The following is an 11763-nucleotide window of genomic DNA, read 5'->3' on the forward strand; positions in this document are numbered from 1 at the left end:
ACCGCTCACCCGTCAGACCCGGCCGGCCCACGTACCCGCGGGCCACACCGGAACCCGCGATGAACAGCTCACCCGGCGTCCCCAGCGGGACGGGCTGCAGACCGGCGTCGAGGACGTAGACGCGCGTGTCGCCGACGGGGCGGCCGATGACCGGCTGGTCGGCGTCCGAGACGGCGGCCACGACGGAGTCCACGGTGGTCTCGGTCGGCCCGTAGAAGTTGTGGCTGAGCGGGGCGTCGGCTCGCAGCCGATCCCAGAGGGCCTGGGGGACGGCCTCACCGCCGACCATGACCGCGGCCGGGGACGTGCCGCCGGCCGGCCGAGTGTCGTCCAGCAGGTCCTGCGCGACCAGGAGGCGGCCGTAGGAGGGGGTGACGTCGACGATGTCCATGCCGTGGCCGGCGGTGTAGCCGACGAGGGCCTCGGCGTCCCGGCGCACCACGTCCTCGATGAGGTGGAGTTCGTGCCCGGCGAGCATCCACAGCAGCGGCGGCCAGAGCGCATCGGAGGACAACGCGGCCGTGTGGACGACGCGGACGCATTCCCTGCCCAGGGCTTCTGCGGCCGGGAGGTACACCTGTGCCCGGTGGCTGAAGAAGAGGCTGGCGAGCCCGCGGTGGGGCACGGCGACGCCCTTGGGACGGCCGGTGGAGCCCGAGGTGTAGTGGACGTACGCGGTGTGGTCGGGGTGCAGCGGGTGGGCCCGGTCGGCGTCCGCAGGGTCGGTGGCGGGGTGCTGCACCAGCTCGCGCACGACCTCGGGGGCGTCCAGAAGGACGGTGGAGACGTCGGTGGGCGGCAGGGCGGCGGCACGTTCGACGGTGGTGAGGATCAGGACGGGCCGGGCGTCGTCGAGGAGGGTGGCGATACGGTCCGCGGGGTCGTCCGGGTCGAGCGGCAGGTAGGCCGCGCCGGTCTTCAGCACGGCGAAGAGGGCGGTGAGGTTCTGCGGGGTGCGGGGCAGGGCGAGGGCCACCACGTCCTCGGCTCCGATGCCTCGGGCGAGGAGGTGGTGGGCCAGCCTGTTGGCGTCGGCGTTGAACTCGGCGAAGCCTGTGGCGGCGCCCGCGAAGACGACGGCGGTGCGGTCGGGGGTGCGGGCGGCCTGCTCCTGGAGGATGCCGACGACGGTGGCCTGCGGCGTCTCCTGCCCGGTGTCGTTGAAGGTTTCGAGCATCAGGCGGCGCTCTTCGCCGCCGAGGACGTCCAGCCGTCCCGCAGGCAGGTCGGGGGTGGCGGCGAAGGCTTCGAGGATCCGCCGGTAGCGGGCCAGGACGGTGTCGGCGGCGGTCCGGTCAACGAGGTCGGGGCGGTGTTCGAGCCTCAGTTCCAGCCGGTCTCCGGAGGCGGCAGCGATGAGGCCGAGCGCGTAGTGCGTGGCGTCGCGGCCTTCGGCGCCGGTGACGCGGACTCCACGGACCGTCGTGCCGAGGCCGTCGCGGTCGACGGGGTAGTTCTCGTAGACGACCGAGGTGTCGAAGAGTTCGCCGACGCCGACGAGGCTCTGGATGTCCGCCAGACCCAGGTACTGGTGGTCCATCAGCGCGGTCTGCTCGTCGCGGACCCGGGTCAGCAGGGTGCCCAGCGTCTCTTGGGCGCGCAGCCGTACCCGCACCGGGACGGTGTTGATGAAGAGGCCGATCATGCTCTCGACGCCGGGGATCTCAGGCGGGCGGACCGAGACGGTGGAGCCGAAGACGAGGTCCTGCCGGCCGGTGAGCTTGGCCAGCAGCACCGCCCAGGCCGCCTGGAGCAGGGTGCTGACGGTGGTGCCGTGATCGCGGGCCCGCCGCCGCAGGGCGGCGCTCAGGTCCTCGGGGAGTTCCAGGGCGATCTGCTCGGCGGGCGCCGCGAGGCCGTCCGATCCGGCCGGCGGCGCCACCCTGGTGGGTTCGTCCAGCCCGTCGAGTGCCTGCCGCCACGCCTCCAGGGAGGTGTTGCGGTCCTGGCGGGCCAGCCAGGCCAGGAAGGCCCGGTAGGGGGTGGCGGGGGGCAGGACGGCGCTGTCGGGGCCGTTCTCGTACAGGGCGAGGAGCTCCCGCAGCACCAGCGGGCCCGACCAGCCGTCCATGAGGATGTGGTGGTTGGTCAGGACGAGCCGGTGCAGTTCCGGCTGCAGCCGGACGAGCGCCAGGCGGATCAGCGGCGGCTTGGCGAGGTCGAAGCCAGCCAGGCGCTCGCGCTCGGCGATCCGGTCCAGTTCCGCCTCGCGCTCGGCGGGGTCCAGCGCCGTGAGGTCGGCGTCCCGCCAGGCGGGGTCCGCCTGGCGGGGGATGAACTGGACGGTCTTGCCGGAGGTGGTCACCCGGAATCCGGCGCGCAGCTGCGGGTGGCGCCGCAGCAGGCTGCGGAGTGCCGCCCGGAGTCGGTCGGCGTCGAGCGGGCCGGTGAGGTCGATGCCGAGCTGGACTGTGTAGACGTCCCGCTCGTGGCCGTCGTAGTGCGCGTGGAAGAGCAGACCCTCCTGCAGCGGGGAGAGGGGCAGGACGTCTTCGAGCCCGGCGCGCTGGTATCGGGGGCGGTCACTCGCGGTCATGTTCTTCCTCAGTCGGCTTCGGCTCGTCGATCTCGGCCACGGGGGCGGCGAGGGGGGCACTCACGGCGCCGCAGCCGGGGCCCTGTTCCGGCCCCGTCCGCAACGGGCGGTGGTCTAGTCGGACATCGCGACCAGCACGCGCCGGTTCCCGGTGTACGGGCGGCGGCCGTGGCCGACCAGGATGTTGTCGATGAGCAGCAGGTCACCGGCGTTCCAGTGCACGTCCACGGCGTGCCGGAGGCCGGCTTCCTGGACGTGGACGATGTGCTCGGCGGGGATCGGGGTGCCGTCGGCGTACGAGGCCGACTGCGGCATCTCGTCCTCGGACAGCAGCTCCATCAGCAGGGCCGCGTCCTCGCCCAGGCCGGCGACGTGGAACTGGTCGGCCTGGTTGAACCACACCTCGGTGCCGGTGACGGGGTGGCGCACGGTGCCGGGGCCGACCTGGCTGATCCACAGGGTTCCGTCGGACTTCCACTTCCAGTCGGCGCCGGTGCCGTCGAGGAAGGCCTCGACCTGGTCCCTGTCCCGGGTCTCGAAGGTGTCCTGCCAGCTCTTGCCCAGCCCGTGGCCGCCGTGCAGGTTCTGGGTGTAGCGGACGCCGTCGGCGAAGGCCTCCCGGATCGCGGGGTCGACGGACTCCAGCCACAGCTGCCCGTCGACGACGGGGGTGGCACCGCCGGTGGACGGAGCCCGGTCGCAGTAGAACAGCAAGCGCCCGGGCCACTGGTGGGCGTACGACATCTCGTTGTGCAGGGATATCTGGTACTCGGGCGGGTACTCGGTGGACGTGTAGACGTTCTCCCCGACTGCGGCGACCTTGGTCCGCGGGGAGTTGCCGTGGACGTACGCGAGCCGCTGCGGGAGCAGGGCGTCCGCGACGGTGTCGTAGGTCCCCGAGGAGACTCCGAAACCGCGGAAGACCAACGCCTTCTCCTGCCTGAGCAGGTCGGCGAGGTCGAGGGCGGCGAGGTGGTCCACGAGCCCGGCCGGAGTCGCCTCGGCGCCGACGGCCGAGGGGGTGAGTTCCAGCGGCCGCCAGTTCTCAGCAGTGTTCAACGGGCTGTCCTTCCAAGCCTTCGATCTTGATCGTGGAGCGGTGGCCGATGCTAGGCAGGTCCGGCGCGGCGGGGCTGGACACTGCCTGTACGGCACGAACTGCCCCCTTCCGGGCGTCCTCTCGGCCTTCGCGACCCGGGTCTACCGTCCGGGGAACCGAGGTGGGCGCCCCTCGTGGAACGCGGCCACGGCCTCGTCGACGTCCGCGGACTTCGCGGTGACGACCTGCGCGGCCGCTTCGCGGGCGAGGGCGTCCGCCAGGGACGGGGCGCCCGCATTGGCGTGCACGACGGCTTTGGTGACGGCGACCGCGACCGGGCTGTTGGCCGCGATGTCCGCGGCCAGTGCGAGCGCCTCCGGCAGCAGGGCGTCGCCGGGTACGACCCGGTTCACCAGTCTCAGGTCGAACGCTTCCTCCGCAGTAGCGGTCCGCCCGCTGAGCATGAGGTCGAGGGCGGAGCCGAGGCCGACGATGCGCGGCAGCAGCCAGGAGGCGCCCAGGTCGCCCCCGGAGAGCCCGACCCGCACGAACGCCGCGCGACAGCGGGCGTCCGGAGCGGCCAGGCGGATGTCGGCGGCGAGCGCCAAGGACAGGCCGGCGCCGATGCACGGGCCGGCGACGGCGGCGATCACCGCCTGCGGCAGCCCGTGCAGAGCCCTGACCGCCGCGGCCTGCCGCTCCACCCGGCGCTGCAGCTCCAACGGAGGCATGGAGGTCATGCCCTCCATGCCGTCCAGGTCGAAGCCGGAGCAGAACGCCCCGTCGGCGCCGTGCAGGACGACGGCCCTGACGGAGGTGTCCTCGGCCACGCGGCCGAACAGCGCCTCCAGTTCCGCGAGCATCCCGTCGGTGAGTGCGTTCTTGCGGTGCGGGCGGTTGAGCGTCACGAGCATGACGTCCGCTCCGACGCGCTCGGCCAGGACCGTGGGGGAGCTCACGCCGCCCGTCCCGGGTGTCCGACGCCGTCGAGCCGGGTGGCGAGGTCCGCCACGAGCTCGGGTGCCCGCTCCTGCAGGTAGAAGTGGTCTCCCGCGAAGGGCCTGCACGCGAAGTCGGAGGCGGTGTGCTCGGACCAGGCCTGCGCGTCCGCCGCCTCCACGCTGGCGTCGCGGTCGCCGTGGTAGGCGGTCACCGGAGCGCCGGTCCGCAGGCCGGGCTCCGCCCGGTAGGTCTCGGCGATCCGGACGTCGGCCCTCAGCGCCGGCATGACCACGGCCCGGAGGCCGGGGTCTGTGAGGACCTGCCCGTCCGTGCCGCCCAGAGCGCTCAATTCCTCCAGCAGTGCGTCGTCGTCGAGCCGGTGCAGGTTCCTGGACGGGCGGGGCCGCGAGGGTGCGGACCTGCCGGAGACGAAGAGGTGTGCCGGCGGCGTTCCGTGCATGCGCTCCAGGCGGAGCGCCACCTCGTAGGCGACGGCCGCACCCAGGCTGTGGCCGAAGAACGCCACTGGCCGGTCCAGGAACGGTGTCAGCGCCGCGGCGATGCCCGCGGCCATGGGCTCCATGGAGTCCATGCACGGTTCGCCGAAGCGGTCCTGCCGGCCGGGGTACTGCACCGCGAGCATCTCCACGTCCTGTGGGAGCAGCCCGGGCCAGGCGCGGAAGACGCCGGCCGATCCCCCGGCATGGGCGAAGCACACGAGGCGCAGTCGGGGCGAGGGGACGTGGCGGTACCGGCGAATCCATCCACCGCACGAGATGGCCGCGGGAATCGAAGAAGACATGTGAGCCTCTGCTTTGGATACCGGACGAGCGAAAGCTGTCGAGCTGCCCGCCTTGGTGAATCAACGGAAAACCTACCCCGGTCACCCGCCCGTTCAAGAGGCAGTTTTGCATATAGGCGGCGTCCAGCCGGGGCGGATCGTCGGACCGTACGATCGGGCACGTCGATTTCCCAATCAACGGTTGGCGCGATGACTCCCCCTCTGCGAATTCCGCATATCAAGGTTGAATTTCTTCCACACATAAGCCCGCTCGCCGATCGCGCGGAGGGGCATACCCGTGAATTCGTCCGCAGGTTCGGCCTGGTCCCGGACGAGGCCTCGCGGCGACACCACGAGGACTCCCTGCTGGGCACCCTGATGGCCCGGGCCTATCCCTACGCCGGATTCGCCGAACTGGCCCTGGTGACCGACTGGATCAGCTGTCTGCTCGTCCTGGACGACCAGTTCGACGAGACGCGGCTGGGCACCGACCCCGAGCGGCTGCGCCAGGTGTGCGCGACAGTGCTCGACTGGCTGCCGTCCGAGGGCCCGGCACCCCTCGCGGACACGGCCGGGGAGGACTCGTTCACCGCCGCCTTCCGGCCCGCGTTCTGCGATTTGTGGGAACGCACCTGCACCTACACCACGCCGGGCTGGCGGAAAAGGTTCACGGCCCACATTGCCGAATTCTTCGAGACCTGCGCCTGGGAGGCCGGCAATCGTGCGGCCGGCCGGGAGCCCGATTTCGACGAGTACCTACGCATGCGCGGCTGCGCCCTCATGCCGTATCTCGACCTGGTGGAAGTCGCCCGGCACTGGGAGGTCCCGGAGGCGGTGTACGGGCTCCCGGAATTCGCGGAGATGAATCAGGCACTGTCGGATGCGGACCTGTGGACGAACGACCTCTTCTCCTGCGAGAAGGAAGCGCTGCTGGGCGACCCGCACAACCTCGTGCTGGTGTACCGGCGGGCCAACGGCACGGATCTGCAGACGGCCGCCGACGCCGTGGCCGGGATGATCCAGGGCCGCGTGGACCGCTTCACGGAACTCGCCGCGGCCTGCTACGCGAACGCGCGTCGCGCGGGCGCCGACGAGGGGATGCGCGAGGCGCTGGAGCTCCATGTGGAGGGGCTGCGCACCTGGATGAGCGGGCAGCTGCAGTGGCGGTTCGAGACGGGCCGCTTCGACCCGGCCCGTCCCGAAGTCGTCGACGCCTCCGGCATCACGCCGCTCTGACACCCGGAGGCCTTCGGACATGCGAAACCGCTATGCCACACTCCGCCACCTGCAGACGCTGGATCCCAAGGCCGACCACGAGCTGATCCACCGGGTCTCCTCCGATCGGGAGTTCCCCTGGGACTACGGCCGCGGCCTGGAGGTCGCGATCTGGCGGACCTGCTGCGTGCCGGTGATCTCCGAGATGCTCGACAGCACGGGGGAGTTCGCCTTCAGGGCGCAGAAACGGTACGACGACACCCGCATCCTGCTCGGCGAGCTGGTCAAGAACGGCTACGACTCCGAGCGCGGCCGTCAGGCACTGCGCCAGATCAACCGCGCCCACGCCCGCTTCGACATCGCGAACGAGGACATGCTGTATGTGCTCTCCACCTTCATCTTCGAGCCGGTCCGCTGGATCGACCGCTGGGCCTGGCGCCGGGCCAGCACGGTGGAGAAGCTCGCCGCGTTCTACTTCTTCCTGGCCGTGGGCGAGCGCATGAACATCAGGGAACTCCCGACGGATTACGACGAGTTCGAGCGGTTCAACCGGGAGTACGAGCAGCGGATGTTCCGGCCCGCCCCGAGCAACCACCGCGTCGGCATGTCGTTGCTCCGGCTCTACTCCTCGTGGTACCCGCGTCCCCTCGACGCCGTGGTGGGGGCCACGCTGCCGTGCCGGCTCGACGGGGTGGCGCTGCGCATGCTCGGCATCGGTCCGCCCTCGCCCTGGGCGCGCGCACTGAACCGGATCGGCCTGCGGGGACACGCGCTCGCGGAGCAGATCGCGCCGAAAACCGTCGGCCGGCTGCTGACGCGTCCGGCGGCCAGGACCTATCCGGGCTACCCGGTCGGCTACAACCTGTCCCAGATCGGGCCCGGCGGCGCCTGCGCCCCGGTCCCGAAGGTGCCGAACGCGTGAGCGGCGGACTGGCGTCGCGTCGACGCGTGATAGGCGGCACGCCCCTGCTCTCCCTCCGGGTCCCGCTCGGCGGCCGCATCGTGCGCGTGCGTCTGAAGATGGAAGCCGAGAACTCCTTCGGATCCATCAAGGCCCGCACGGCACAGGCCCTGCTGGGGTCACTGGAGGCGGCCGGCCGGCTGGGTCCGGGAAGCCGCGTGGTGGAGTCGACGTCGGGGAACCTCGGAGTGGCGCTGGCCGGGCTCTGCGCCGAGCGCGGATACCGGTGCACGCTGGTGGTCGAGCCCAGTACACCGCAGCGCAGCCGTGACGAGATGGCTGCCCACGGCGCCGAGGTGGTCGTGGTCCGCGAGGTGGCCGGCGGCAGGACCCTCGGTGCCCGGCTGGACGCCGTCCGGGAGATCCTGGCGAACGACCGGACCGCGGTGTGGACCGACCAGTACGAGAACCCCGCGAACCCGCGGGCGCATCAGTGGGGTACGGCAGCCGAGCTGGCGCACGCCGTGCCGGAGCACCGTCTGGACGCCGTGTCCGTCGCCGTGTCCACCGGCGGCACGCTGGCGGGCGTCGCCGGCTACTTCCGTGAGCACCGGCCGCGGACGCAGCTGCTGGCCGTCGATGCCGTGGGGTCGGCGGCGCTGGGCGGTGCAGTCGGCGACCGCCCCTTCAAGCTGGCCGGCTTCGGCTCGGGGCAGAGGTCGCGGTTCCTCACCGGCGGCGAGTGGGACAGGGCCTTCAGCGTGCACGACGTGCACGCGGCACTGGCCTGCCGCCGGATCGCGGAGAGCGCGGGCGTCCGCCTCGGCGGCTCGGGTGGGGCCGCCGTGCTGGCCGCGCTGCTGCACGCCCTCGACTCACCGGGGGCCGCCGAGGTCGTGTGCATCTGCCCCGATGCCGGCGACAAGTACGAACAGATATACGCCCGCCCCCTTCCGGTGCCACCGGAGGCGGACCACCGAGTCCCGGCCGTCCTGCATGCCCTGGGAGCGGCCCGGCTCGAGAACGGAGAGCCAGAGTGAGCAGCGACGCAGACGCCTCGATCCGGTACCTGACGGGGGCGGAGGTCGAGGAGCTGAGCCGCAGCTTGCGGATCGTCGACCTGGTCCGCGACACACTCCTGGCGTTCCGCGCCGGCACGGCGGGCCTGACACCGGAGGCGGCACTGCGCTGGACGACGCCCGCCGGCGCCTCGGCACGCAGCCTGATCCTGCCCGGATGGTCGGGTACCGGCTACGGCTGCAAGATCATCAACAGCTCGCTCGGCAACCACGGGCGAGGAGTGGCCCGGGCGGCCGGCCTGATCGTGTTGGCCGACCCGGAGACCGCGCACCCGAGCTGCGTGATGGAGGGGGCCCGGATCAGCGCCCTGCGCACCGCGGGTGTCTCCCTCGCCGCGGTCGAAGCGGTCCGAGGGCTGGCGTCGGTGACGAGCGTGGCGTTCCTCGGGTGCGGCCGCCAGGCGCGGGCGCACCAAGAGCTGCTGCTGGCCGAGTGCCCGCAGCTGGAGCGGGTGCTGCTGTACGACCGCGACCCGGCGTCCCGCGCACGGCTGGCCGAGGAGTGGCGCAGGGCCGCGCCCGGCCTCGACGTCCGGGAGACGGCGCAGGCGCGGGAGGCCGTCTCCGGGGCCGGGCTCACCATCGCGGTGACGACGACGACGCGGGCCTATGTCGAACCCGACTGGGTCCCCGAGGGCGGGATCTTCGTCAACGTCTCGCTGGACGACGCCTCCGAGGGGCTGCTGATGGGCTGCGACCACCTGTTCGTCGACGACTGGGAGCTGGTGAGCGGCGACGACCACCGGCTGCTGGGCCGCCTGGCCCGGTCGGGCCGGGTGACCGGGCCAGGCCGCACCGCGCCGGCGGGCGGGCGGGCCGTGGACGCCGAGCTGCCTTCGCTCGTGGCGGGCGACTACAGCCGGACCGTCGAGGCGCACCACCGGGTCGTGGTCAATCCGTTCGGCATGGGCGTCCACGACATCGCGCTCGCGGACGTCATCCACGCCAGGGCCGTGGCGGCCGGGGTGGGCACGCAGTTGCCCCGGTGACCGTGCGGCGGTGATGCGGTTCCGGGGGAGCGCCCGGAACCGCACACGGCCCGGAATAGGGTCCTCCGGAAACTGATGGGTCATCAAGTGACCGATGTCACACCGAAATTGACGACCCGATGAATGTCGATCAATGAGGACTCCGGACGCCGCCACCATGATCAACATTTGTTCGACCCGTGTCTTCAGGAAGGGGGATTTCGTGAAGACAGAATTGGCCGTAGGTGGCCTGACCACGAGTTCATTGGGCAAGCTGGTACGCAATCTGAGACAGCAGGTGGGCATGAGCCAGCGGACGCTGGCCGAGCAGTCCGGCCTGAGCATGCGGACCCTGCGCGAGATCGAACAGGACCGGGTCCCCAGACCCCGTGCGATGTCCCTCCAGCGTCTGGCCGAGGTCCTGAACGAACCTCAGATCTGCACAGCCGCCCGCACCGGCGGGCCGCGCCCCGCCGACCCGCACGAGGAGACCGCGGAGTTCGGCATCCGGCTCCTCGGCCCCTTCACCGCCCTGCGCGGCACCGTCGAACTGGACATCGGCACACCGCAGCAGCGGCACCTCCTGGCGCTCCTGGCCCTCAACGCCAACCAGGCGGTCCACCGTAGCGAGATCATCGACGTACTGTGGGGCGAGGAACCCCCGTACTCCTTCCGGCAGCTCGTGCACACGCACGTCTCTCGCCTGCGCAGCTTCCTCGACCGCCACCGGTCCGAGGAGCTGGGGGCTCCCTCGATCATCCGCCGCTCGGAGGGCTACCAGCTCTGCATCGACCAGGACCAGGTCGATCTGCTCCAGTTCCAGGAGCTGGCCGCCGCGGCAGGCGCGGCCCGGCAGCTGGGCGACGTCCCCAGAGAGCACCGTGCCCTCTCCCGGGTCGTGCAGACGTACACCGGCGAGCTCCTCGAAGGCTTCGGTGAACGGCTCAGGGCGCATCCCGCCGTTGCCGACTACTACCGCGTCCACCTCGCCGCCACCCTACGCCTGGCCGACCTCGCCATCGGCGCAGGCCAGTATGACGAGGCCGTCCCCTGGCTGCGGCAGGTCCAGCGGGCCCATCCGCTGCACGAGGGCCTCAACTCCCGCCTCATGGTCGCGCTCGCCGGCTCGGGGCAGCAGGTGGCCGCCCTGGCCGTCTACACCGAGCTGGACTCGACGCTCCGCAAGGAGTTCGGCATCGAGCCCAGCGCAGAGCTCCGGGCCGCGCACCTGTCGGTCCTGGGCCAGGGCGCGCCGTCGTGGCCGGTCGATCCCCCCACCCGACCGGCACACCGCCAGCGCCCGCTGTCCCCTTGTCTCCTCCCCCGCGACGTGGAGGACTTCGTCGGCCGGAGCGAGCACCACCCCGTGCTCCGCACGCTCACCACGAGCCGCTCGGCGTCGGCCATCGGCAGCGCCTCCGTCGTCTCCCTCTACGGGCCGGCCGCCGCCGGCAAGTCGGTTCTGGCGGTCCGCACCGCCCACGCGAGCCGCCCCCACTTCCCCGACGGCCAGCTGTACGCGGACCTGCGCGGCCATACCGCCGAGCCCCTCCCCGCACAGGCCGCACTGTCCCAGCTCCTCCAGGCCCTCGGGGTCGCCGAACAGGACGTCCCCAGGTCGCTGGCCGGGTGCACGACGCTCTACCGCAGTCTGCTCGTCGACCGGCGCACGCTGGTGGTCCTCGACAACGTCGCGGGCGAGGAACAGGCGCGTCCGCTGCTGCCGGGCGGCTTCAACACCTCGGTCCTGATGACCAGCCGGGCGCCGCTGGCGGCTCTGGAGGACGCCCGCCACTTCCGCGTCCCCAACTTCACCACGGAGCAGGCACGGGAACTCCTGGCCCGTATCGTCGGCCAGCACCGGACGGCCGAGGAGGGCGACGTGGCGGACGAGATCGTCGAACTCTGCGACGCGCTGCCGCTCGCCATTCGGATCGTCGGCCTGCGCCTGGCCATGCGCCCGTACTGGACGCTGGCCCACATGGCGCAGCGGCTCCGCGACGAGGACCACCGCCTCGACGCACTCGCCCAAGGTGCGCTCGCCGTGCGTCCGCGCCTGGAGGCCGGCCTCGCCGCCCTCGCACCCGCGGACCGCAGGGCGCTCCACGAGCTCGCGTGCGCAGTGGAGGGCGGCTTCTGCACCGACACGGCCGCGGCCGCACTGGGGTGCTCGCCCCTGCAGGCGGACAACCTCCTGGAGCGCCTCGTCGACCAGCAGGTGATCCAGCCGGCCGACGCCGGCGACGAGACGTACTCCTTCTCCCCGCTGGTCCGGCTTCAAGCCAGAGAACCGCAGCCCTGA

9 protein-coding genes are annotated in these 11763 nt (G+C 72.0%); 5 read left to right on the plus strand and 4 right to left on the minus strand.

The window, feature by feature from the left end; all coding sequences use genetic code 11:
* The 4 genes from AC068A_RS18785 to AC068A_RS18800 all read right to left on the minus strand — a co-directional run.
* On the minus strand, nucleotides 1-2536 hold a 2536-nt coding region (locus tag AC068A_RS18785), incomplete at its 3' end, for a non-ribosomal peptide synthetase (protein WP_478586217.1).
* 114 nt (nucleotides 2537-2650) lie between these two features.
* The gene (locus tag AC068A_RS18790; RefSeq protein WP_478586219.1) at nucleotides 2651-3595 is read right to left on the minus strand and encodes a TauD/TfdA family dioxygenase; all 945 of its coding nucleotides are present in this window, start codon (nucleotides 3593-3595) and stop codon (nucleotides 2651-2653) included.
* A gap of 141 nt (nucleotides 3596-3736) precedes the next feature.
* Nucleotides 3737-4534 (minus strand): enoyl-CoA hydratase/isomerase family protein, encoded by a 798-nt coding sequence (locus AC068A_RS18795; protein WP_478586221.1) that lies wholly within the window; start codon nucleotides 4532-4534, stop codon nucleotides 3737-3739.
* Complete coding sequence (locus AC068A_RS18800; RefSeq protein WP_478586223.1) at nucleotides 4531-5319, minus strand: thioesterase II family protein; 789 nt, start codon at nucleotides 5317-5319, stop codon at nucleotides 4531-4533. Before AC068A_RS18800 ends, AC068A_RS18795 begins: the two co-directional genes overlap by 4 nt.
* Before the next feature lie 357 nt (nucleotides 5320-5676).
* Here AC068A_RS18800 and AC068A_RS18805 point away from each other — a divergent pair, with 357 nt between their 5' ends.
* The 5 genes from AC068A_RS18805 (at nucleotide 5677) to AC068A_RS18825 (ending at nucleotide 11763) form a co-directional block, all read left to right on the plus strand.
* On the plus strand, nucleotides 5677-6534 hold the full coding sequence (locus AC068A_RS18805; RefSeq protein ID WP_478586225.1) for a terpene synthase family protein: 858 nt from the start codon (nucleotides 5677-5679) through the stop codon (nucleotides 6532-6534).
* Nucleotides 6535-6553: 19 nt separating this feature from the next.
* Nucleotides 6554-7435 (plus strand): oxygenase MpaB family protein, encoded by an 882-nt coding sequence (locus AC068A_RS18810; protein WP_478586227.1) that lies wholly within the window; start codon nucleotides 6554-6556, stop codon nucleotides 7433-7435.
* The gene (locus AC068A_RS18815) at nucleotides 7432-8454 is read left to right on the plus strand and encodes a pyridoxal-phosphate dependent enzyme (protein ID WP_478586229.1); all 1023 of its coding nucleotides are present in this window, start codon (nucleotides 7432-7434) and stop codon (nucleotides 8452-8454) included. The genes AC068A_RS18810 and AC068A_RS18815 overlap by 4 nt, the downstream gene beginning before the upstream one ends.
* A complete protein-coding gene (locus tag AC068A_RS18820) occupies nucleotides 8451-9482 on the plus strand; it encodes an ornithine cyclodeaminase (RefSeq protein ID WP_478586231.1) in 1032 nt (343 codons plus the stop codon). The genes AC068A_RS18815 and AC068A_RS18820 overlap by 4 nt, the downstream gene beginning before the upstream one ends.
* A 157-nt stretch (nucleotides 9483-9639) precedes the next feature.
* Nucleotides 9640-11763 carry a BTAD domain-containing putative transcriptional regulator gene (locus AC068A_RS18825; protein WP_478586404.1) on the plus strand — a complete coding sequence of 708 codons (2124 nt, stop codon included), beginning with the start codon at nucleotides 9640-9642 and terminating at the stop codon, nucleotides 11761-11763.

This window comes from Streptomyces sp. NPDC043854, assembly GCF_056436005.1.

What these genes read in the sequence shown, in the direction of transcription:
- AC068A_RS18825 (WP_478586404.1), top strand. Translation starts at nt 9,640, where the DNA reads ATGATCAACATTTGTTCGACCCGTGTCTTCAGGAAGGGGGATTTCGTG.
- AC068A_RS18805 (WP_478586225.1), top strand. Translation starts at nt 5,677, where the DNA reads ATGGCCCGGGCCTATCCCTACGCCGGATTCGCCGAACTGGCCCTGGTG.
- AC068A_RS18800 (WP_478586223.1), bottom strand. Translation starts at nt 5,319, where the DNA reads ATGTCTTCTTCGATTCCCGCGGCCATCTCGTGCGGTGGATGGATTCGC.
- AC068A_RS18810 (WP_478586227.1), top strand. Translation starts at nt 6,554, where the DNA reads ATGCGAAACCGCTATGCCACACTCCGCCACCTGCAGACGCTGGATCCC.